Raw genomic sequence first — 22,020 nt, forward strand, 5'->3', positions numbered from 1 at the left:
CAGACATTTGCTGTCACATATTTTTTTCTCGGAGCATGACTGATGCAGGACCTCTCTCCCCGTGCGGCGGATCTACTGGCTCAACGATTGTATGAGGCAGGGTGCCGCCACGCGTTCGGCATGCCGGGCGGCGAAGTTCTGACACTGGTGGACGCGCTGGAACGGGCCGGCATCACCTTTCATCTGACCAAACACGAGAACGCAGCCGGGTTCATGGCCGAAGCCGTCCATCACCGCGATGGCGCGCCCGCGATACTGGTTGCAACCCTTGGCCCCGGCGCGATGAACGGGATCAACGTGGTTGCAAACGCGCTGCAAGACCGGGTGCCGATGATCGTGCTGACCGGCTGCGTCGACGCGGATGAGGCGCTGACCTACACGCATCAGGTCATGGATCACAGCCAAGTTTATCGCTCGATCACCAAGGGAACCTTTACCCTGACCGCCGATGGCGCCGATATCATCGCCGACAAAGCGGTGTCGCTTGCCAACCAGCCCCGCCCCGGCCCGGTGCATATCGACGTGCCGATCTCGGTCGCGGATACCCGCATCTCATCGACGAAACGCCGCCGTCTGGCCAAGGTTGCCGCCGTGGCGCCCGAAGGCGATTGCCTGTCCAAAGCCCGTCGCTGGGTGGCCGAGGCCGAGCGTCCGATTGCGATCATCGGGCTGGATGTCCTCTATGACGACTCGCGCAGCGTGGTTCAGGCGTTTCTGGAGCATTTCAGCATCCCCTTCGTTACGACTTACAAGGCGAAGGGCGTGGTGCCCGAAGATCACCCCTTGTGTCTGGGCGGTGCCGGATTGTCCCCGCTGGCCGACAAACACCTTGTCTCGCTGGTGGAACAGGCCGATCTGGTTCTCTGTCTGGGCTATGACCCCATCGAAATGCGCCCCGGCTGGCGTGAGATCTGGGATCCCGAGGAAACGCGCGTGATCGACATCTCGGCCGTGGTCAATGATCACTACATGCATCAGGCCGGACTGAACCTTGTCGCCGATACCGGCGAAACCCTTGAAGCCATCGCCAAAGGCAACCCCGCCCGTGCCACCTGGCCCGCCGGAGAACCCGCGACGGTCAAAGCCGCGTTGGCGGAAGCCTTCCCACAGGATGACGAATGGGGCCCAGCAGGTGTGATCGCCGAAACCCGTGCCGCCCTGCCCGCGAACACTCTGGCAACGGCAGATAGCGGCGCACACCGCATCCTCCTCAGCCAGATGTGGGAGTGTTCAGAACCACGCGGGCTGATCCAGTCCTCGGCCCTTTGTACCATGGGCTGCGCTGTACCAATGGCGATCGGGCTGAAAATGGCGGAACCGAACCGCCCGGTGATCAGCTTTTCGGGCGATGCCGGGTTCCTGATGGTCGCCGGAGAGCTATCGACCGCTGCTGAAATGGGCGGCAACCCGATCTTTCTGGTCTTTGTCGACGCCTCCCTCGCCCTGATCGAGTTGAAACAACGCCAGCGGCAGATGGGCAATAACGGGGTCGATTTCGACCGCCATGACTTTGCCGCTCTGGGTCGCGCGTTCGGAGGCTATGGACACACGGTCCGCAACCGCGCAGAACTGCGTGCAGCACTGGATGAGGCGGTCAAAGCTGACCGCTTCACCGTCATCGCTGCCGAGATCGAGCGTGGAGGATATGATGGCCGAATCTAACGGGCCGCTGAAAGGCGTAAAGGTTCTGGACCTGTCGCGCATTCTGGCCGGACCGACCTGCACCCAGTTGCTGGGCGATCTGGGCGCAAGTATCATCAAGATCGAAAACCCCTCGACCGGTGGGGATGATACGCGGCAATGGGGCCCGCCGTATGTTGAGGATGAAGCGGGCAACCGTTCCGACCTGAGCGCTTATTTCATGTCGGCCAACCGAAACAAGAAATCCGTCGCCATCGACATTGCAACGCCGGAAGGGCAAGCCCAGATCAAACGGTTGGCCTCGCATGCTGATATCCTGATCGAGAATTTCAAGCCCGGCGGGCTGGCGAAATACGGGCTGGATTACAACAGCTTGTCGCAGGATCTTCCCGGCCTCGTCTATTGCTCGATTTCCGGCTACGGGCAGACGGGACCAAACTCCGACAAGCCCGGCTATGACCTGATGGCGCAGGGCTATGGCGGGATCATGTCTCTGACCGGCGACCCCGAAGGCGCGCCGATGAAGGTGGGCGTAGGCATCGCCGATGTGATGTGCGGCATGTACGCAACCGTCGGCATTCTGGCAGCGCTGCGCCATCGCGACCTGACCGGTGAAGGGCAACAGATCGACCTTGCCTTGGTGGATGCGCAGATCTCGTGGTTGATCAATGAGGGCACAAACTACCTGACTTCGGGACAGGTGCCTCAGCGGCGCGGCAATGGGCACCCTAATATCGTGCCCTACGACGTTTACGAAACCGCCGATGGCCACGTGATTTTGGCGGTTGGAAATGACAGCCAGTTCCGCAGATTTTGCGCGTTCATCGGCCATTCCGATCTGGCCGATGACGCCCGCTTTGCCACCAACCCGGCGCGACTAGAGCACCGCGACGCGCTGAACGCAATCCTGCGCCCGGCAATGAAACAGCACCCGACGACGACCGTGATTTCCGAGCTTGAGACCCTCAAGGTACCCGTCGGCCCGGTGCAAACGCTGGATCAGGTGTTTGACACCGATCAGGTCGCCGCGCGGCAGATGAAGATCGCCATGCAGGCCCAACCGGGAGAGGTGAATCTGATCGGCAATCCGCTCAATCTGTCGCGCACGCCTGTAACATATCGGCATGCACCGCCGGTCTTCGGGGCCGATACTGATGACATTTTAGGCGCTGAAAACCCGTTCGAGGAATGAAACACTTGCCTGTTTCGGCAGCAACTTGCTGAAACATGCTCTTGAATCGGCGGTTTTTTTCACTTTTTTCACACACGCGATTTCACCAATTCGAGAGCAGGGTCGATACTGTTACGAGGCCGTCGCAGACTCTGGTAAATCGAACAGTGTCAAATACCGCAACCAGATTGGACCCAAGTATGAAACAAGACGTTTTTGGACAGATGAACACTCTGACCCACCCGGCGGCCGTCGAGGCATGGGACGGTGTTCTGCTTGGGTTCATGGCGCATGCGGCGATTACCCCCCAGCATCTGGGCAAGGTATTGGAGCTCGAGCCCGACTTCGCTCTGGGCCACGCGGTCAAGGGCCTGTTCATGGTTCTACTGGGCCGACGCGAGATGCTACCCGTCGCCGTCGACGCGCTGAGCGCCGCAACCGAAGCGATGAAACGCCAACCCGTCTCGAAGCGCGAGCAATTGTTCGTTGACGCGCTGTCCCTCTATCTGGCGGACCTGCCGTCGCAAGCCGTGCAGAAATTCGAAGAGGTCCTACGCGCCCATCCGACGGATTCCCTGGCAATGAAGCTCAGCCATGCGACCCGGTTTGTGCTGGGCGATGCGGATGGCATGCGGCGCTCGATCGAACGCGTCATGCCCGCTTATGAGCCGGATCATGCGGGCCGCGGATACCTGCTGGGCTGCCATTCCTTCGCACTGGAAGAGACCGGATCCTACGAAAAGGCCGAGATTGCCGGTCGTCAGGCACTGTGGATGGTGTCCGACGACGCCTGGGGTCTGCACGCGGTCGCCCATGTTCACGAGATGACGGGCAATGCTCAACTCGGCCTGGATTGGCTGGCGGGGCGTGAGGACGCGTGGGCCCATTGCAACAACTTCCGCTATCACGTTTGGTGGCACAAGGCGCTGATGCATCTGGATCTGGGTCAGGTCGATCAGGTCGTCGACCTCTATGACCGGCATATCCGCAAGGACAAGACTGACGATTATCGCGATATCTCGAACGCAACCTCGCTGCTGTCCCGGATGGAGCTTGAAGGCATTGATGTCGGCGACCGGTGGGAGGAGCTGGCCGATCTCAGCGCCGCCCGGACCGAAGATGGCTGCCTGATTTTCGCCGACCTGCATTATCTGCTGGCGCTGACCGGCGACAACCGCTCGGACGCGACGGCCAAGATGCTGCAGCGCATCCAGAAAGACGCGCAGCGCAATCAGGGCGACACGCCGATCCGCATGTCTGACCCGGGCATTGCCGCCGCCAAAGGGCTTGAGGCCTTTGGTGACGGTCTCTACGGCGCAGCGTTTGATTTCCTATCGACCGCGCGCGCTGGCATGCAGATGGCCGGTGGTAGTCACGCGCAACGTGATGTATTCGAGCGCATCACAATTGATTCCGGCCTGCGCGCCGGGCGTCTGGATGCGGTCGAGCGTATTCTGGATGACCGCCGCGCCAAACGCGCTGGAAGCGAGGACAATTACGCATTCGCGCGCCGCGCCCTGATCAGCGCGGCCCGCGACAACGGCGACGCACAAAGCGTCCCGGCTGAATAACAAAAAGACCAAGAAGGACAGAAAACGTATGGCGACTGTTTCGCCCGCTTCTGATTTTGCGCCTGTTGCGGCCTCGGCCGCGGCACCGGCTGCGCGTGTGCGCGACCCGCGACTGGATTTCTATCGCGGCATTGCAATGTTCATCATCCTGATCGCCCATATCCCGAACGATCCTTGGGCCAGATGGATCCCGGCCCGTTTCGGGTTCTCGGACGCGACCGAGATCTTCGTGTTCTGTTCAGGCATGGCCTCGGCCATTGCATTCGGCGGTGCCTTCTTGCGCAAAGGCTGGTGGATGGGGACGGCCCGCGTGGCGTTTCGCATCTGGCAGGTCTACTGGGCGCATATCTGCCTGTTCTTCTTTGTCGCCATGAGCATGGCCGCGCTGGACAATTCCGGTTTGTTTGAAAAAAGCTATGTTTCATCGCTGAACCTGCAGCATTTCTTCAACGACCCGCTGCCGCAGATGGTCGGGATTTTCACCCTGACCTATGTGCCCAACTACTTCGACATCCTGCCGATGTATCTGGTCGTTCTGGCGATGATGCCGCTCTACATGGCCCTCTACCGCGTCAACTTCTGGCTGATGGCGGCTGTATCGGTCGCTATCTGGCTTGTCGCACAGACCGGAGCGCTGGCCCTTCCGGCCGAGCCTTGGTCGAGCCGTCAATGGTTCTTCAACCCGTTCGGTTGGCAGCTGCTGTTCTTCACAGGATTCGCCTTCATGCGCGGCTGGATTCCGGCGCCTCCGGTGTCGAAAACCCTGATCTGGGCTGCGATTGCGTTTCTGGTTCTGTCCGCGCCGATCGGATCGTGGAAGGTTTTCCTGTGGGTTCAGTCCGCAGCCCCCGGTCTGGCCGAGCAAATCCGCGAGCTTTGGCCTTTGACGAAAGAACTGCGTGGAAAAACCGAATTCGGCCTGTTCCGCTACATCCACTTCCTGTCGCTGGCTTATCTGGGCTGGGTCGCCGCAGGTGAGCACGGGCACCGTCTGATCGCCACCGGGCACTCTCTGGGCGCGCGCATCTGGCAGATGGTTCTGAAACTGATCACCAAGGTCGGGCAGCAATCGCTGGCGGTCTTTGTCTTTTCGATGGCTGCAGCCCGCCTGATCGGGGTCGCGCTGGATCAGACTGGACGGGATGTTGCCAGTGTCTTTGTCGCCAACATGATTGGCTTTGCCATGATCATCGGGGTGGCCTATCTGGCCGCCTGGTTCAAATCTCAGCCATGGAAAACAAAGAAATGAATCTGACTCGTCGCGCATTTCTGGCCTCGACCTCCGCGCTGTTTCTGGCGCCGGCCACCTTTGCCTCGGGGTCAGAGGTTCCGTTCGACCGCGATCACGTGATCGAACTGGCCCGTGAACTGGCCAGCCGCCCCTTTGCCGAGCGCGAGATGGTGCCGCAGGAATGGCAGGACCTGACCTATACGCAATACCGCTCGATCCGGTTCCGGCTGGATCGCGCGCTTTGGTACGAGACCGAGACCCCCTTCAACGTCGATTTCTTCACCCCCGGCCTGTATTTCCCGCGCACGGTCAAGGTTTCGACCGTCGAGAACGGGATGGCCAAGCCGGTCGCTTTCGACCTTGAGATGTTCGATAAGGCCGAAGAGGTCCCGACCCTTCCCATTGATGAAACGCTTGGGTTCTCGGGCTTGCGCCTGCGCACGGAAATGCACCGCCCGGGAAAAACCGATGAGTTCTGCGTCTGGCAGGGGGCCAGCTATTTCCGCGCCATTGGTCTGCACGAGGTCTACGGCCTGTCCGCGCGCGGTCTGGCCCTGAAAACCGGCGACCCGGATGGCGAGGAATTCCCCGAATTCATCCGCTTCTGGCTGGAACGTCCTGAGCCCGGTCAGCGCAACATGGTCGTCCACGCCCTGATGGACAGCCCCAGCGTGACCGGTGCCTACCGCTTTGACGTCACCGCTGGTGCCGATTGCATCATGGATATCGAGGCCACGCTCTTCCCCCGCGAAGAACTGCCACATGTAGGTATCGCGCCCGGCACCTCGATGTTCCTGTTCGATCAGACCAATCACAGCCGGTTCGACGATTTCCGCCCCGCTGTCCATGACAGCGACGGGCTGCTGATCCGCAACGGCGCGGGTGAGGTGATCTGGCGTCCGCTGGCAAACCCGACCCGCCTGCAAATCTCATCCTTCGTGGACATGAACCCTCAGGGCTTTGGCCTGATGCAGCGCAAACGCGAGTTCTCGGACTATGCGGATCTTGAGGCGAACTATCACAAACGACCCAGCCTGTGGGTTGAACCCGGCTCTGATTGGGGCAAGGGCACGGTGACGCTGGTCGAGATCCCCGCCGATCAGGAGATCTATGACAATATCGTCGCTTACTGGCGTCCCGCCGAGCCCTACGCCGCTGGCAGCCAGGTCGATCTGAGCTATCGCCTGATCTGGGGCGAGGAACCACAGCGCACACCGATGCCACGAGTCATCAACACGGCCATGGGTGAGAACACCTTTGGCGAAGGCCGTCTGGCCGTGATCGATTTTGAGCCCAGCCCGCTGTTCGACGATCTGGAGGCGGTCAGCATTTTCGCCAATTCTCCCCACGCGGAAACCTCGGACGGTGTGTTGCAGCGCAACCCCGATACCGGCGGCCTCCGGCTGGCGTTTTCGTTCCAGCCGGGTGAGCGCGACCATGTCGAGCTGCGCGCGCAGCTTCTGGTCGGCAAGCAACCCGCCTCCGAAGTCTGGCTATACCGTTGGACCGCATGAGCCGCGACCTACATATCATGCCGCCCGAGGCTCCGCTGGCGATGCCCGCGCAGGATTTCCGTGCAGGATTCCGGGATGCACAGGTCCCTACGGGTACCCGCCCGTCGGCCGGGTTCTGGCGCGCGCTGGCGTTTTCGCCCGCAATGGCAGCCACATTGGGTTTGCTATGGGTCATGAGCGACTGGTTCGGCTCAGAAGGCATCAACCTTGTCGAAGCCATCCTGCTGGCCCTGATCTCGTTCAACTTCTTCTGGATCTCCTTCACGGTCTGCACCGTGTTGCTGGGCATGATCTCTCTGTCCCGGCAGGAGCGACCCGTCAGACAAGACCGCGCGCAACCGCTGCGGGTTGCCCTGCTGATGCCCACCTATAATGAGGTCCCGTGGTTCGTGCTGGGCAACGCCCGCACCATGCTGGAAGAGCTGCGCGCCCGAGGGGGGCAGCATGAATACGCGATGTTCATTCTTTCGGACACGCGCGACCCGGATATCGCCGCGCAAGAGCAAGCCAGTATTGAGGCGCTGCGCACCACGCTGGCCCCCGACCTGAAACTCTACTACCGCCGTCGCGAACAGAATACCGACCGCAAGGTTGGCAATATCGCCGATTGGGTCAGCCGCTGGGGCGCCGAGTGGGATGCGATGCTGGTGCTGGATGCCGATAGCCTGATGACGGGTCGCGCGATTGCCCGGCTGACGGATTCTCTGGCGCGTGATCCAAGCGCGGGCTTGATTCAAAGCTACCCGCAGCTGATTGGCGCTCAGTCGGTCTTTGCCCGGATGCAGCAATTCGCCAATGGCGTCTACGGTATCGCATTCGCCGAAGGTCTGGCCCGCTGGTGTGGGCAAGAGGGCAACTATTGGGGCCACAACGCCATCATCCGCACCAAGGCCTTTGCTACCTGTGCCGGACTGCCCAAGCTGCGCGCGTTCAACGGGCAGGAAAAGCTGATTATGAGCCACGACTTTGTCGAGGCCGGTCTGCTGCGCCGCGCGGGTTGGGCTGTGCGGTTCCTACCGCGCATTCGCGGTTCTTACGAGGAGACACCCCCCACCCTCATCGATCACGCCATGCGGGACCGCCGCTGGTGTCAGGGGAACCTGCAGCATCTGAAACTGCTGGGCTCGCGCGGGTTCCGGTCCGTTTCGCGGTTTCACATGTTCCACGGGGCGGTCGGATACCTGATGTCGCCGCTGTGGTTTGCCCTGCTGCTGATGTGGGCGCTGATCGGCCAGGGTGAGGACGCCTCGGTCCTGTATTATTTCAGCCCCGACAACCCGCTGTTCCCACAATGGCCGGAGATGTCCGAGACCCGCCATGTGCTGATCATTCTGGTCATGTACGCGATGCTGCTGGCCCCCAAGGTTCTGGGCGTGGCCGCCCTACCCCTCAGCGGAGTGCGCTATTCCGATTTCGGCGGCTGGCGGCGGTTCTTCACCTCGTTCCTTTTCGAGGTCATCCTGTCGATTCTCTACGCGCCGATCCTGATGGTGCAGCAGATGATCGCCGTGTTCCGCACCGCTTTGGGCATCCAGAAAGGCTGGTCCCCGCAGGCCCGCGACGGTGGCAGCTATTCCTTGCGCACGCTGATCCTGTGCCACGCGCTGGAAACCATCAGTGGCGTAGCACTTAGCGTTGGTATTCTGGCCGGGCTGGTCTCGGTCTGGCTGGCCCCGATTGCGATCAGCCTTGCGCTGGCAATCCCGCTTTCGGCGCTCAGCGGTGTGTCGGCTGGTACCGCCCGCCGTATGGTCGGAATGCGCGAGGATTTTGCCGAACCCGCCATCACCCGTTCGGCCCGTCGTCATCGCAATGAGTTGAAGCGCCTGATCGAGGGCAAGGGCAGCATGACCCCGGCGGAATAATCAACCGCCGGGCAACCCTTCGTACCAATCCAGCATCATATCCGCCCACCCGTTGGGCACGGTATGACCGCCGGGGAACAGCGCGAATTCCAGCGCGCTGCCCTCGGCACATCCCATCCAGTTGCGCCGCATGAACTGGCCCGTGGTCGAGAACCCGCTGGGCTTGGTATCAACACAGCCATTTGCCTCGCGCCAGATCTCAAGCCCGGCAAAGATATCGCCTTGATGGAAACGACCACCGCCCAGCAAACGCCCTTCGAGCGGAACGACATTGTCGGTCCAGCCATGGGTGTGAAACATGCGGATCGGCCCAGCGCAGGATTCGGGATGCGGTCGCCAGAAGCCACCTGAGACCGGGACATAGGCCGAGAAGGTCTCGGGCGCGTCGCAGGCGAGGTAGTTCACCATGAAGCCGCCGGCGGAAAACCCTCCTAGAACAACGCGTTCTCCGTCAATGCCAAACCGTTCAGCCGCGTCATCCACCGCTTCGCTGAGAAAGGCCGTTTCGTCACGCTCACCAAAGCCGGGATAGAAGTTCCAGCTTTGAATGCCACCCCGGTCCGCCCGTTCCAATCCCTCGGGTGCCATCACGGCATAACCGCGCGCCAGCAGCGGCTCGACCATATTGCGATTGTTCATGGTACCTTTGCCGCTGCCCCCGTAGCCATGCAGAAACACAACCAGAGGCGGGTTTTCTGCTTCTGGCAGCTCGATGTGATACGCGCCCGAGGTGATCTCGCAGGTGCCCTGATCCGGGCCACAATCGGCCAGGGCCGGTTGCGCCGCTGCGGCCAGACAGAAAGACAGCCAGTATTTGTGTTTCATCACGCCCCCTCAACAAAGGTTTCTACCGGCAGACCGGCCCTTACCCAGCCCGGCCCGGCGGCCGAACCCAACATGCCCTCGGGCACGTCAATGATATTGATAAACCCGGCTGTGGTCAGTTGATTGCTCAACCGTGCCGAACGGACCCCGCGCGCGCAGATCAGCGCCACCGGGGCCGACATGTCACCACCTGTCAGTTTTACCAAAGCCGGAATAAAATCCTCGCGCCGCATATCTAATGGCTGCGCCCCCTGCCCGACACCTGTGGCCTTCCATTCCCGAGGAGTGCGGATATCCACCAGCAACACGTCCCCGGCGACGGCTTTCTGATGCGCCTGGGTCACCTCCAACTGGCCGCCTGCATAGTCCTGCGGGATCAGACGGTATTCGCGAATGGCAAATCCTGCTGCAATTGCGCCTGCCCCGCCCATCAAAACCCACCGTCGCGTTCGGCTTTTCCCCTCTGCCATATGGCGTTCTCCTGCACTCATGGCTTGGTTCTATCACAAGGCTTGCAACCGTGCGCCGGGGAATTCCTGCAGCAGGATCAAGTTCGCGTCATTGTCACGCAGAAAGATAGGTTCGATAGACACCTTTTAACTGCCCTCAAAACCTTGCAATTTTTGGGCATTCAATAAATTATCCTATAAAATCTGTCATTTTGACCGCCCAGACCGGAGTATCGTACTTGTCCCTATTCCTCATCGCGGCCCTTCCCTTCCTCGGAGCTGTTTTCCCAGCCCTCCTGATACGGGCGGGACGAAATGCAGCCGCTTCGGCCGCAGGGTTGACCACTTTTCTGGCCCTGATGGGATTGCTGATCCATATCCCCAGCGTGATGCGCGGCGATGTCGTGACGGCGCGGTTCGACTGGATACCGGGGCTGGGGCTGAACGCGAATTTCATGCTGGACGGGCTTGGTTTTCTGTTTGCCCTGCTGATCTTAGGCATCGGCCTGCTGATCATCCTTTATGCTCGCTTCTACCTGTCGCGCGAGGACCCGATGGGGCAGTTCTACACCTATCTGCTGCTGTTTCAGGGCGCGATGGTTGGGATTGTTCTGTCCGATAACATCCTGCTTTTGCTCATTTTCTGGGAGTTGACCTCGCTCAGCTCATTCCTGTTGATCGGTTATTGGAAACACCTGCCCGAAGGCCGACAAGGCGCGCGCATGGCACTGGCCGTCACCGGAGGCGGTGGCTTGGCGATGATTGCTGGGATGCTGATTCTGGGGAATATCGTCGGGTCCTTTGACCTCAGCGTGATTTTGCAGAACAAGGAGCTGATCCAGGCCTCGCCCCACTATCTGCCCGCACTGATCCTGATCCTGCTGGGCTGTTTCACCAAGTCGGCGCAGTTTCCGTTCCACTTCTGGCTGCCGCACGCCATGGCGGCACCCACACCGGTTTCAGCCTATCTGCACTCGGCCACGATGGTTAAGGCCGGGTTGTTCCTGATGGCGCGGATGTGGCCGGTTCTGGCCGGCACCGATGCGTGGTTCTATATCGTCGCAACCACCGGTCTGGTGACCATGTTGCTGGGCGCCGTGATCGCGCTGTTCAAGGACGATCTGAAAGCTTTGCTGGCGTTCTCGACCGTTTCGCATCTGGGCCTGATCACCATGCTTCTGGGCTTTGGCACCAAGTTTGCAGCCGTCGCCGCAGTGTTTCACATCATCAACCACGCGACGTTCAAGGCCGCGCTGTTCATGACCGCCGGGATCGTCGATCACGAGACCGGAACGCGCGATGTCAAACGGTTGGGCGGCTTGCGCCATCTGATGCCGATCACCTTTACCATCGGCACTATCGCGGCCCTGTCCATGGCCGGACTGCCGCCGCTGAACGGCTTTTTGTCGAAAGAGATGATGCTGGAGGAAACCGTTCACACCACATGGCTGAATTCGCACTATCTTGTGCCGGGTCTGGCCCTGCTGGCGGCGCTGTTTTCGGCGGCTTATTCCTTCCGCTTTGTCAGCCACGTCTTCCTTGGACCACAGCGCGAGGATTACCCGGCCCATCCGCATGACCCTCCGGTCGGGCTGTGGCTGGCACCTGCTTTCCTGATCGTATTGGTGGTAGTGATCGGGCTCTATTCGGCCGCCGTCGTCGGCCCGCTGGTTGCTGTGGTGTCCAGCGCCGTGATCGGCGGTGAGAAGCTGCCCTATTATTCGCTGAAACTGTGGCACGGTTTCACGCCTGCGCTGTATATGTCTGCAGTGGCTACAGTTGGTGGTCTGTTCCTGCTGTCGCAACACAAACGGGCCGAGCAATTCTGGAACGCCCTGCCCCGCCCCGAGGCCAAGGCGATTTTCGAGGCCGTGATCCATGCCTTAACCCGTGTAAGCCGCTGGATCACGGATGAGCTGCATAACGGTGTTCTCAGCCGTTATGCGATCATCTTCGTCGCCTTTACAGTCGGGCTTGGGTACTACGCCTATTCCACCGGGACGATCGGCATTGAAACCCGCGTGCCACTGCCTGCGCAGATCATTCCGATCGTCGGCTGGATCTGTCTGGTGGGCGCAACGCTGGGCATCATGTGGTTCCACCGCAACCGCCTGTTGTCGCTGGTTCTGATCGGCGTCGTCGGGCTGATCGTGTCGATAGCGTTCAACTACCTCTCGGCCCCGGATCTGGCACTGACCCAGATCTCGGTCGAGGTGGTGACGATGATCCTGTTGCTGCTGTCGCTGAACTTCCTGCCCACCGAGACCCCATGGGACAGCACCGCCGCGCGGCGCTGGCGGGATGCCGCGATCTCGGTCGTGGCCGGGCTTGGAACCGGGGCGCTGGTCTATGCGATCATGCTGCGCGATTTCGCCTTTCCGACGATTTCCGAATTCCACCTCGCCAACTCGTACAAGGGTGGTGGCGGCACCAACGTGGTGAACGTCATCCTTGTGGATTTCCGGGGCTTTGATACCTTTGGCGAGATCATCGTTCTGGGCATTGCCGCGCTGATCATCTTTGCCCTGACCGAAGCGGTCCTGAGCAGCAATGTCCGAGGCTACCTACTGAACCGCAAGCCGCACTGGCCGCAATCGGGCGACTCGCATCCGCTGATGATGGTTGTGGTGACCCGCGTGATGATGCCGATTGCCCTGATGGTGGGTGCCTACATCTTCTTCCGTGGCCACAACCAGCCCGGAGGCGGCTTTATCGCCGGCCTGATCGTCGCCATCGCCTATCTGATGCAATACATGGCCAGTGGCTACACCTGGGCGATCGAACGGCAGAGGTTCTACTATCACGGCACCATCGGCTGGGGCGTGCTGATCGCCGCCGCCACCGGTCTAGGTGCTTGGTTCAATGAACGCCCCTTCCTGACCAGCGATTTCGGCTACATCAACTGGCCACCGCTGGAAGAATTCGAATGGGCCACCGCCATGTTGTTCGACACCGGAGTATTCCTCGCTGTTCTGGGCGCGGTGATGCTGGCGCTGGATAGCCTGTCCCGCTTTGCGTGGCAGCCGGGTATGGCGCAGGAGTTCCCGATGGATATCAACCCGCTGCGGGATGCTCCGCCGGAAGAAGAACAAGAGAAGGAGCAGGCCTGATGGAAGCGCTCGTTGCCTCTGCCGTAGGTATTCTGACCGCCGCCGGGATTTTCCTGATCCTGCGTCGCCGAACATTCCCGGTCATTCTTGGCCTGTCTCTGATCACCTATGCGGTGAACGTCTTTCTGTTTGCAACCGGACGTCTGGCGCTGAACGCGCCAGCCGTTCTGAACAAATACGAAGACGTGCCCTATACCGATCCGCTGCCGCAGGCGCTGGTGCTGACGGCCATCGTGATCTCGTTCGGAATGACGGCGGTGATCGTGATGATCTCGCTCTCGGCCTATCTGTCCTCGAAGGATGACCATATCGACATGAGCCCGCATGACAGCGTGGACGCGCCGGGAGAAGACGCATGAACCATTGGATCGTTGCGCCGATCGTTCTTCCTGCGATCCTGGCCCCATTCATCATCATGGTCCTGCGCTATCACCTCGACCTGCAGCGCATCTTCTCGGTCGCGGGGGTTGTTGCCCTGCTGGGTATTGCCCTGACCATCACCGCACAGGCGGCAGGAGGCGACATTCAGGTTTATGAGCTGGGCAACTGGCCTGCCCCCTTCGGTATTGTCATGGTGCTGGACCGGCTTTCAGCCATGATGGTTCTGCTGACCGCCCTGCTGGCCCTGCCTATTGTGCTCTACGCCATCGGCTCGGGCTGGGACGAACGGGGCAAGCATTTCCACGCCCTGTTCCACTTCCAGCTTATGGGCGTATGCGGGGCCTTCCTGACCGGAGACGCCTTCAACCTGTTCGTGTTCTTCGAGGTCCTGCTGATCGCCTCCTACGGTCTGATGACCCATGGCGGCGGAGCGGTCAGGCTGAAGGCCGGCGTGCAATACGTGGCCTACAACCTGTTGGGATCGACGCTGTTTCTGTTTGCGCTGGGGACGCTCTATGGTGTGACCGGTACGCTCAACATGGCCGATATCGCCCTGCGCGTGGCCGAGATACCGCCCGAAGATACCGCACTATTGCGGGTTGGCGCTGTGTTGCTGTTATTGGTGTTCTGTATCAAGGCCGCCGTTCTGCCCTTGCATTTCTGGCTACCGGCCAGCTACGCCAACGCCCCCCTCCCGGTGGCGGCCCTGTTTGCGATCATGACCAAGGTTGGGGCGTATTCGATCATCCGGATGTACACGCTGGCCTTCGGCCCCGAGGTTGAAGCAACGCAAGGGCTGGTTGGCGATTGGTTGCAACCTGCCGCGCTGGTAACGCTTGCCGTCGGGGCCATCGGCATCCTCGGCTCGCAACATATCGCGCGGATGGTGGCTTTTTGTGCCATTGCCTCGATGGGGACGTTGCTGATCGCCATTTCGCTGTTCACACCGGATGCGAGTGCAGCCGCGCTTTACTATGTGTTCCACTCGACGCTTGCGACGGCGCTGTTGTTCCTTGTCGCCGATCTGGTGATGGAACGCCGGGGCGGCGCGATTAAACCCACGGCGCCCATGGCGCAGACCGGATTGATCTCAGCGCTGTTCTTTGTGGGGGCGATTGCAATGGCCGGGATGCCTCCGCTATCCGGTTTTGTCGGCAAGCTTCTGGTACTGGACGCAGCCCGCGATGCCCCTGACGCGACCTCGGTCTGGGCGGTGATCCTGATCGGGTCCTTTGTCACCATCGTTGGTCTGGCACGGGCCGGCACGTTGGTCTTCTGGAAAAGCCACGACGCGGAACATGCCCCTGTCGCTGACGAGGAAGACACCCCCCCGACGCCGTCCCCGGAACCGAACGCCGGTCTGGCATTCACCGCTGTCTTCGGTCTGGTCGGCGGCCTGATCCTGCTGACCTTGTTCGCAGGCCCCGCACTGGACTACACCAGCAAAACCGCCGAGCAACTGTTCACACCCGAAGACTACATCTCGGCCGTATTGGGAGAGGCAGAATGATCAAGCTGCTACGCCGCATTTTCCCGCACCCTCATCTGAGCTTTCTTCTGACAGTAGTCTGGGTTCTGCTTGCCAATAACGGGTCCTTGAACTCGCTCGTTTTTGGTCTGCTGTTGGGGATCATCATTCCCTTCATCACCCAACCCTACTGGCCCGACCGACCCAAACTGCGCAACTGGCCCATGGTAGCGGAGTATATGCTGGTGGTCCTATGGGACATTGTGGTGGCCAATATCACCGTCGCCCGGATCATCCTGTTCAAACGTGACGACGCCCGACAGCCCAACTGGATCTGTATCCCGCTTGAACTGCGCACGCCCGAGGCGATCACCGTTCTGGCCGGAACAATCACCATGACGCCTGGTACGGTCAGCTGTGATCTGTCAGCGCAGGGGCACAACCTGCTGGTCCATTGCCTCGATGCACCTGACCCCGAGGCCGTGCGCGATCAGATCAAACAGCGCTACGAACGCCGCCTGAAGGAGATTTTCGAATGATTGACTATGCGATCTACTTCGCCTTCGCCTGCTTCGGGGCCGCCATCATGATGTGCCTGTGGCGGATCATCACCGCCGATGGCGTCGGCACCCGCGTTCTGGCGCTGGACACGATGGTGATCAACACCATCGCGCTGATGATCCTGTACGGGCTGGATCAAGGCACCGAGATATTCTTCGAGGCCGCCATGATCATCGCCATGCTGGGTTTCGTTTCAACCGTGGCCTATGCGCGCTTCATGCTGCGCGGCAACATTATCGAGTGAGGGCGACATGACATTTCTCGTCGAATTGCTGATTGCCGCTTTCCTGATCATGTCGGGTATCTTCGGGTTCGTTGGGTCGTTTGGGATGATCAAGCTGAAGGACCCGATGTCGCGCCTGCACGCGCCGACCAAAGCGACAACGCTGGGTGTGGGGGGCGTTCTGCTGGCCTCGATCGCGCATTCCGTGCTGCTTGAGGGCAAACTGTCTTTGCATGAGCTACTGATCACGCTGTTTTTGTTCCTGACAGCCCCGATCACGGCCCTGTTCATTGCCAAATGGCACATTCATCGTCATGAAAAGCCGCAGGATCTGCCGGATGCGGGCGAGGATGAGCTTTGGGCCACCCACGCGGTCGAGCAGGTCGAAGACGTCCCTGATCACAGCACGAACTGACCCTGATGCATAATCCTCCGCTGCCCCTGACCCGTGATCTGGTTTTGATTGGCGGAGGTCACACCCACGCTCTGCTCTTGCGCAAATGGGGGATGAACCCCCTGCCCGGCGCGCGCGTGACGGTGATCAACCCCGGCCCGACTGCGCCCTATTCCGGGATGCTGCCCGGTTTTGTTGCGGGCCACTATTCCCGCTCTGATCTGGACATTGATCTGGTCCGGTTGGCCCGTTTCGCGGGCGCGCGAGTCATTCTGGGCGCGGTTGAGGGGATCGACACTGACCAGCGCCACGTGCGTGTGCCGGGGCGACCTCCGGTGGCGTTCGATATCGCTTCGGTCAATGTCGGGATCACCTCAAACATGCCCGCCCTGCCCGGTTTTGCGGATCATGCCGTTCCTGCCAAACCCTTGGGGCCTTTCGCTGCACGCTGGTCGGATTATCTGGACGGCACCGGCCCAGCCTCGGTGGCCGTGATCGGCGGAGGCGTTGCGGGGGTCGAACTGGCGATGGCCATGGCCCACGCACTGAAATCCAAAGCGCGCCCGGCGCAGGTCACGCTGATCGACAATGCCTCGGCCCTGACTGCGACCGGTCCAAAAGCCGCTGCAACGATCCGCAAGGCGATGGAGGGCCTCGGGGTCGTGGTTCTCGAAGGTGCGCCTATCAAACAGATCGCCGCTGATCATGTCGCGCTTGACGATGGCCGCCAAATACCCGCCGAGTTCGTGACCGGCGCTGCCGGGGCGAGACCCTATGACTGGATCCAGCAAACCGGGCTGGACCTGCACGACGGTTTCATCCGCGTGAACGGCCATCTGCAATCCAGCGACCCCGCCATCTTTGCCGCCGGAGACTGCGCGCACCTGACCGAGAACCCGCGCCCCAAAGCGGGCGTCTACGCGGTGCGCGAGGCGCCGGTGCTGTTCAACAATCTACGCGCAGCGCTGGGGGCTGGGACCATGCGGCGCTATGAGCCGCAGAAGGACTATCTGAAGCTGATCTCATTGGGCGGGAAATCCGCATTGGCCGAACGTCTGGGTACATCTTTCAGCGGCGCTTTGATGTGGCGCTGGAAGGACCATATCGACCAGAGCTTCATGAACAAGTTCCGCGAACTGCCTGCCATGGCGGCCCCACCCCTCCCGCGCGCGCACGCCGCCGGGATGACCGAAACGCTTGGTGACAAACCCATGTGCGGCGGCTGCGGGGCGAAGCTCGGTCGCGGCGCGCTGCGCAGCGTTCTGACGGCACTGCCAGAACCATTGCGCCAAGACGCGACGGCGCTGCCCGGAGACGACGCCGCACTACTCACAACCGGGAATGTGCGGCAGGTCATGACCACAGACCATCTGCGCAGTGTCACCGATGATCCCGTCCTGATGACCCGTATCGCCGCCGTCCACGCGCTGGGAGACATTTGGGCGATGGGGGCCGCGCCGCAGGCTACAACAGCCACTCTGATCCTGCCCCGCATGTCCTCTGACCTGCAGGAACGGACGCTTTCCGAGATCATGCAAACCGCCAGCGACGTCATGCGAGACGCAGGGGCTGAGATCGTCGGCGGCCACAGCTCAATGGGCGATGAGATGACGATTGGCTTCACGGTGACCGGACTGTGCGCGAAAGACCCGATCACTCTGGCGGGTGGCAGGTCCGGTGATGTGCTGATCCTGACCAAACCCATCGGCAGCGGCGTTCTTATGGCTGCTGAAATGGCCGGACGGGCCGAGGGCGCAACGGTCGCGCAAGCCTATGAGATGATGACCCAACCGCAAGGCGCGGCGTCCCGCATTCTGGCAGAGGCCCACGCGATGACCGACATTACGGGGTTTGGCTTGGCCGGGCATCTGAAAGGGCTGTGCGAGGCATCAAATTGCGGCGCGGTGCTTGATCTTGAGGTCGTCCCGGTGATGCCCGGAGCCATCGAGCTGAGCGACGCCGGTATCCAATCGACGCTTTTTGCAGACAACCGCTCTATCGCGCCTGAGCTACCGATGGACGGCAAGGCGGCGCTGTTGTTCGACCCGCAAACAGCGGGCGGGTTACTGGCTGCCGTTGCCCCCGAGAGCGCTGACGAAATGTTAGAGGATCTGCGAGCGGCGGGTTACCCGGCTGCGCGAATCGGGCATTTGACCGACATTCCGGGGTTGAAGCTTCAAAGCTGATCCAGTGTTTTTTTGATGCAATCCGCCGCGCCCTTCAGGCCATTGTCATCCAACTGCGCGATCTCAATCCGCGCCAAAGTCTTGGCCGGATGCTGAAGTTGGGATTTGGCATAGGCCGGATCATAGTGCTGCTCCATCAGCGCACGCGTCAAAGCCTGTTTGTCGCCGGACGACATAAGGCTCAACCACCCGTCCACGACCTCATGCCCGCGATGAGATCGCAGTGGAGACAAGCGATCCCGAAGACGCTCGGTATCCGACAGGATGTCGTCATAGGCCTGCGTCAGGTAAGCCGACCGAGCGGACAAAGGCGCGTCGATACGAATGCGCGGCGCAGCGCACATCGCGGTCCAGACGCTGGGCGGCAGAATGCGATCACCTATTTTCGAAGACTCCGCTTCGACCACAACCGGGCGAGACGGGTCCAGGGCGCAAAGGGCCGCTGACAAAGCAGATTCGAAAGCCTTTTGACTGGGCTGCCCACCTGGCCTTTCGCCCAGTAACGAGCCGCGATGATTGGCAAGCCCCTCCAGATCAACCACTTGCACGCCGCGTTGATCCAGATGGCGCAACAGCTCGGTCTTGGCGGTGCCAGTGTAGCCGTCCAGCGCGATCAGTTGGAAGGGTAACGGCTGGTCGTACAGGTAAGCCTTCACCAGCCGGCGATAGGTCCGATACCCTCCATCGACGACATCCGCTTGCCAGCCAATCTGTTGCAACGTCCATGTAAAAGAACCCGAGCGTTGCCCGCCGCGCCAGCAATAGACCAAGGGCCGCCAGTTCCCCTCATGATGGCTGAGGCGGTGTTCGATATGGTTGGCTGAATTCCGAAACACCAGCGCCGCCCCGAGTTTTCGCGCCAGAAAGGGGCTTTGCTGTTTGTAGATCGTGCCGACCCGCGCGCGTTCTTCATTGTCCAGAACCGGTAGATTGATCGCCCCCGGCAGGTGGTCTTCAGCGAACTCTGCCGGGCTACGGACGTCGATGACCTCATCAAACCCATGCGCATAGAGCTGCGGTAAATCTTTGAATTTCAGTGCCATACCAAGCGCTCGCCTTTTAGTCGCAAGTAAAGGGAACCCATCCGCAGTTAGTCCTCGATGAGTTCGATCAGATCCGAGCCTGACGCCCGGTTGGAGTTTACGGCGGGGTCGACACGATGAAACGCCAGCAGATCCTCGGCGCCCGGTTGCATCAACCGCGCGGCACCTTTGCCCGCCTCACCCAACCACAGGGGCCAATCGTCGGTTTCCAAGATCAAAGGCATCCGGTGGTGAATGGCCGACAGGTTATGGTTCGCCGGGGTCGTCACGATGGCACAGGTGGATTGCCGCGCCTCTTCCGGCCCCCAATCCTGCCAGACACCTGCAAAGGCGATGGGCGCGCCGTCCTTGCGGTGGATGTACCACGGCAAGCGCGTCCCTTGTTGGGACTTGGTCCATTCATAGAACCCTGTCGCCACGATCAGGCAGCGCCGCGATCGGCAAGCGTCGCGGAAAGCGGGTTTCTCGGCCAGAGTCTCGGCCCGTGCGTTGATCAACAAGGGGCCTGCATTCTCGGCCTTGTACCAATGGGGCAAAAAGCCCCAGCGCAGCGCATCCAGCTGACGGCCAGAGTCTCCTGCCCGCACCACATGCACCTGATTGGTCGGGCAGACGTTATAGTTGGGCACCTCGGGCAAGGCATTGGCAGGGCGCGCGGCAAACAGCTGCGCCATCGCGTCATTGGGCAAAGTGATTGCAAACCGTCCGCACATCAGTCCGTCGTCCAATCCCGGATCGTTGCCGGATGCGATTTCAGTCAAAAGAGAAAGCCGCACCCAAACGGGCACGGCTTTTCAGAACTTACTTCTGCTTGATGCGACCATCCAGATAAGGTTGGTACGGCGCATTTTCGGCCAGATATTCCGCCGTCACATCCGCCAAATCCGGGCCGAAATCATAAGCATTCTTGTCGTCTCCTTCGAAGACGCTGTAACCGTCACCACCGTTGCGCACGTAGTTATTGGTCACAACCAGATACGTGGCTGAGGGATCAATCGGCACGAAACCGTCACCTTCGGCGACCATCACCTCGGTGATGCGCCCTTCGTTCGGGGCGGCTGAGGCATCCCATGTGAAGGTCAGGCCTGCGACCTGCGGGAACCGGCCCTTGACCTCTTCGACCTGGCTGACGCCATTTTCCAGCGCGTCGATCACGCCCTGCCCGTTGATCTCAAAGGTCGACAGGGTGTTCTGGAACGGCAGAACCGTCAGCACTTCGCCCATGGTGACCTCGCCTTCGTCGATCGAGGCACGCAGACCACCTGCATTCGCAATCGCGATCCGAGCACCCTGATCCGCAACGCGGGCCAGCATGGCATCTGCAACCAGATTGCCCATCTCGCATTCCTGCACACGGCAGACATCACGCGAGCCTTCGATGGTTGCAGCTGAGCTGGCGACAACGCGGCCCTTCATCTCTTCAATCGGGGCGCCCATTTCGGCAACACGGGCCGCGATGCCCTCGTCCGGTGTGACCGAGGCATCCAACAGAATCGGCTCACCGTCTGCCGAAATCAGATCGCCGTCATCATCAAAGGTCAGGGTGATTTCGCCCAGATATTTCGAATAGGCATAGGCCTGAACCACCGGAACATCGCCCACCATCACCGGGTATGCACCCGCCGCATCCTCATCCGTGTTGGACAGCAATGTGTGCGAGTGCCCTCCGACAACCAGATCAAGGCCGGGAACCTGTTCGGCTATCCGCAGGTCCTGAGACAGCCCAACGTGGTTCAGCGCGATGATGATGTCCACACCTTCGGCTTCCAAAGCGGCCACATCCGCCTTCAGGCTTTCGACCTCATCCTGAAAGACGACGTCCTTGCCCGGGCTGGACGTGTCCACCGTATCCGTGGCAAGGGCCGAAATGATGCCGATCTTCTGGCCGCCCACCTCAAGCACCACATGGTTTTGTACCTTGTCCTTCAGCTCGGTCGAAGACGACAGGTCCAGATTGCCCGAGATGACGGGAAAGCTGACCGCATCAATGAAGGCGGCCAGACCTTCGGGGCCGTCATCGAATTCGTGGTTGCCGACGGCCATCACGTCATAGCCGATCGCTTCCATGAACTCGGCTTCGGCGGCACCTTTGTAGGTCGTGTAGAACAACGAGCCCTGAAACGGATCGCCCGCGTCCAGCAACAGCACATTCTCATCCGCCAGTTCAGCGCGCTTGGCGTCGACAGCTGTTTTCAGACGCGCCACACCGCCAAAGCACTTACCTTCGGCCTCATCTTCGGCATCGCAGGTGGAATCGTATTTGTTGATCGACTCGATCCGGCTGTGAATGTCGTTGGTGTGCAGAATGGTCAGCTTGTATTCAGCGGCGGCGATACCTGCGCTCAGGCCCAGGAACGCGACCGACGTCAAAAGACGGGTTACCATTT

At 60.7% G+C, this 22,020-nt stretch carries 18 protein-coding genes; 13 read left to right on the forward strand and 5 right to left on the reverse strand.

What is annotated here, in order from left to right; all coding sequences use genetic code 11:
- Window positions 1-42 precede the first annotated feature (42 nt).
- From AC2FD8_RS05200 to mdoH, 6 genes are all read left to right on the forward strand, one after another.
- Window positions 43-1,662: a thiamine pyrophosphate-binding protein gene (locus AC2FD8_RS05200; RefSeq protein WP_496854362.1), complete on the forward strand. Its 1,620-nt coding sequence runs from the start codon at window positions 43-45 to the stop codon at window positions 1,660-1,662.
- On the forward strand, window positions 1,649-2,833 hold the full coding sequence (locus AC2FD8_RS05205; RefSeq protein ID WP_496854363.1) for a CaiB/BaiF CoA transferase family protein: 1,185 nt from the start codon (window positions 1,649-1,651) through the stop codon (window positions 2,831-2,833). Before AC2FD8_RS05200 ends, AC2FD8_RS05205 begins: the two co-directional genes overlap by 14 nt.
- Window positions 2,834-3,012: 179 nt before the next feature.
- The gene (locus AC2FD8_RS05210; protein WP_496854364.1) at window positions 3,013-4,383 is read left to right on the forward strand and encodes a tetratricopeptide repeat protein; all 1,371 of its coding nucleotides are present in this window, start codon (window positions 3,013-3,015) and stop codon (window positions 4,381-4,383) included.
- 28 nt (window positions 4,384-4,411) lie between these two features.
- Window positions 4,412-5,632, forward strand: a complete 1,221-nt coding sequence (locus tag AC2FD8_RS05215) for an OpgC family protein (RefSeq protein ID WP_496854365.1) — start codon at window positions 4,412-4,414, stop codon at window positions 5,630-5,632.
- Window positions 5,629-7,128 (forward strand): OpgD/OpgG family glucan biosynthesis protein, encoded by a 1,500-nt coding sequence (locus tag AC2FD8_RS05220; protein WP_496854366.1) that lies wholly within the window; start codon window positions 5,629-5,631, stop codon window positions 7,126-7,128. Before AC2FD8_RS05215 ends, AC2FD8_RS05220 begins: the two co-directional genes overlap by 4 nt.
- Window positions 7,125-8,993: a glucans biosynthesis glucosyltransferase MdoH gene (mdoH, locus tag AC2FD8_RS05225; RefSeq protein WP_496854367.1), complete on the forward strand. Its 1,869-nt coding sequence runs from the start codon at window positions 7,125-7,127 to the stop codon at window positions 8,991-8,993. Before AC2FD8_RS05220 ends, mdoH begins: the two co-directional genes overlap by 4 nt.
- Here mdoH and AC2FD8_RS05230 read toward each other — a convergent pair whose 3' ends face one another.
- A complete protein-coding gene (locus AC2FD8_RS05230) occupies window positions 8,994-9,818 on the reverse strand; it encodes a CE1 family esterase (protein ID WP_496854368.1) in 825 nt (274 codons plus the stop codon). It abuts the gene before it with no gap.
- The gene (locus AC2FD8_RS05235; RefSeq protein WP_496854369.1) at window positions 9,818-10,309 is read right to left on the reverse strand and encodes a rhodanese-like domain-containing protein; all 492 of its coding nucleotides are present in this window, start codon (window positions 10,307-10,309) and stop codon (window positions 9,818-9,820) included. The genes AC2FD8_RS05230 and AC2FD8_RS05235 overlap by 1 nt, the downstream gene beginning before the upstream one ends.
- A gap of 197 nt (window positions 10,310-10,506) precedes the next feature.
- Here AC2FD8_RS05235 and AC2FD8_RS05240 point away from each other — a divergent pair, with 197 nt between their 5' ends.
- From AC2FD8_RS05240 to selD, 7 genes are read left to right on the forward strand one after another with little or no spacing between them, the layout of a single operon-like run.
- Window positions 10,507-13,377 (forward strand): monovalent cation/H+ antiporter subunit A, encoded by a 2,871-nt coding sequence (locus AC2FD8_RS05240; protein ID WP_496854370.1) that lies wholly within the window; start codon window positions 10,507-10,509, stop codon window positions 13,375-13,377.
- Window positions 13,377-13,736, forward strand: coding sequence for a Na+/H+ antiporter subunit C (locus AC2FD8_RS05245; RefSeq protein WP_496854371.1), 360 nt, complete (start codon window positions 13,377-13,379; stop codon window positions 13,734-13,736). Before AC2FD8_RS05240 ends, AC2FD8_RS05245 begins: the two co-directional genes overlap by 1 nt.
- A complete protein-coding gene (locus tag AC2FD8_RS05250) occupies window positions 13,733-15,268 on the forward strand; it encodes a monovalent cation/H+ antiporter subunit D (protein WP_496854372.1) in 1,536 nt (511 codons plus the stop codon). The genes AC2FD8_RS05245 and AC2FD8_RS05250 overlap by 4 nt, the downstream gene beginning before the upstream one ends.
- On the forward strand, window positions 15,268-15,765 hold the full coding sequence (locus AC2FD8_RS05255) for a Na+/H+ antiporter subunit E (RefSeq protein WP_496854415.1): 498 nt from the start codon (window positions 15,268-15,270) through the stop codon (window positions 15,763-15,765). Before AC2FD8_RS05250 ends, AC2FD8_RS05255 begins: the two co-directional genes overlap by 1 nt.
- A complete protein-coding gene (locus AC2FD8_RS05260; RefSeq protein WP_152457439.1) occupies window positions 15,762-16,031 on the forward strand; it encodes a K+/H+ antiporter subunit F in 270 nt (89 codons plus the stop codon). Before AC2FD8_RS05255 ends, AC2FD8_RS05260 begins: the two co-directional genes overlap by 4 nt.
- 7 nt (window positions 16,032-16,038) lie before the next feature.
- Window positions 16,039-16,425, forward strand: coding sequence for a Na+/H+ antiporter subunit G (locus AC2FD8_RS05265; RefSeq protein ID WP_496854373.1), 387 nt, complete (start codon window positions 16,039-16,041; stop codon window positions 16,423-16,425).
- A gap of 5 nt (window positions 16,426-16,430) precedes the next feature.
- Window positions 16,431-18,590 (forward strand): selenide, water dikinase SelD, encoded by a 2,160-nt coding sequence (gene selD / locus AC2FD8_RS05270; protein WP_496854374.1) that lies wholly within the window; start codon window positions 16,431-16,433, stop codon window positions 18,588-18,590.
- Here selD and mnmH read toward each other — a convergent pair.
- The 3 genes from mnmH to AC2FD8_RS05285 all read right to left on the reverse strand — a co-directional run bounded on the left by mnmH (window position 18,581) and on the right by AC2FD8_RS05285 (window position 22,018).
- Window positions 18,581-19,633 carry a tRNA 2-selenouridine(34) synthase MnmH gene (gene mnmH / locus AC2FD8_RS05275; RefSeq protein WP_496854375.1) on the reverse strand — a complete coding sequence of 351 codons (1,053 nt, stop codon included), beginning with the start codon at window positions 19,631-19,633 and terminating at the stop codon, window positions 18,581-18,583. The two genes, selD and mnmH, sit on opposite strands and share 10 nt — an antisense overlap.
- A gap of 47 nt (window positions 19,634-19,680) precedes the next feature.
- Window positions 19,681-20,346: an SOS response-associated peptidase gene (locus AC2FD8_RS05280; RefSeq protein WP_496854416.1), complete on the reverse strand. Its 666-nt coding sequence runs from the start codon at window positions 20,344-20,346 to the stop codon at window positions 19,681-19,683.
- An 88-nt stretch (window positions 20,347-20,434) separates the two neighbouring features.
- Window positions 20,435-22,018 carry a bifunctional metallophosphatase/5'-nucleotidase gene (locus AC2FD8_RS05285; RefSeq protein WP_496854376.1) on the reverse strand — a complete coding sequence of 528 codons (1,584 nt, stop codon included), beginning with the start codon at window positions 22,016-22,018 and terminating at the stop codon, window positions 20,435-20,437.
- Between the last annotated feature and the right edge of the window lie 2 nt (window positions 22,019-22,020).

It is taken from the genome of Ruegeria sp. YTSC192, from assembly GCF_059609705.1.

Coding starts and splice junctions, on each gene's coding strand:
- AC2FD8_RS05200 (WP_496854362.1), top strand. CDS start 43: ATGCAGGACCTCTCTCCCCGTGCGGCGGATCTACTGGCTCAACGATTG.
- AC2FD8_RS05205 (WP_496854363.1), top strand. CDS start 1,649: ATGGCCGAATCTAACGGGCCGCTGAAAGGCGTAAAGGTTCTGGACCTG.
- AC2FD8_RS05210 (WP_496854364.1), top strand. CDS start 3,013: ATGAAACAAGACGTTTTTGGACAGATGAACACTCTGACCCACCCGGCG.
- AC2FD8_RS05215 (WP_496854365.1), top strand. CDS start 4,412: ATGGCGACTGTTTCGCCCGCTTCTGATTTTGCGCCTGTTGCGGCCTCG.
- AC2FD8_RS05220 (WP_496854366.1), top strand. CDS start 5,629: ATGAATCTGACTCGTCGCGCATTTCTGGCCTCGACCTCCGCGCTGTTT.
- mdoH (WP_496854367.1), top strand. CDS start 7,125: ATGAGCCGCGACCTACATATCATGCCGCCCGAGGCTCCGCTGGCGATG.
- AC2FD8_RS05230 (WP_496854368.1), bottom strand. CDS start 9,818: ATGAAACACAAATACTGGCTGTCTTTCTGTCTGGCCGCAGCGGCGCAA.
- AC2FD8_RS05235 (WP_496854369.1), bottom strand. CDS start 10,309: ATGAGTGCAGGAGAACGCCATATGGCAGAGGGGAAAAGCCGAACGCGA.
- AC2FD8_RS05245 (WP_496854371.1), top strand. CDS start 13,377: ATGGAAGCGCTCGTTGCCTCTGCCGTAGGTATTCTGACCGCCGCCGGG.
- AC2FD8_RS05250 (WP_496854372.1), top strand. CDS start 13,733: ATGAACCATTGGATCGTTGCGCCGATCGTTCTTCCTGCGATCCTGGCC.
- AC2FD8_RS05260 (WP_152457439.1), top strand. CDS start 15,762: ATGATTGACTATGCGATCTACTTCGCCTTCGCCTGCTTCGGGGCCGCC.
- AC2FD8_RS05265 (WP_496854373.1), top strand. CDS start 16,039: ATGACATTTCTCGTCGAATTGCTGATTGCCGCTTTCCTGATCATGTCG.
- selD (WP_496854374.1), top strand. CDS start 16,431: ATGCATAATCCTCCGCTGCCCCTGACCCGTGATCTGGTTTTGATTGGC.
- mnmH (WP_496854375.1), bottom strand. CDS start 19,633: ATGGCACTGAAATTCAAAGATTTACCGCAGCTCTATGCGCATGGGTTT.
- AC2FD8_RS05280 (WP_496854416.1), bottom strand. CDS start 20,346: ATGTGCGGACGGTTTGCAATCACTTTGCCCAATGACGCGATGGCGCAG.
- AC2FD8_RS05285 (WP_496854376.1), bottom strand. CDS start 22,018: ATGGTAACCCGTCTTTTGACGTCGGTCGCGTTCCTGGGCCTGAGCGCA.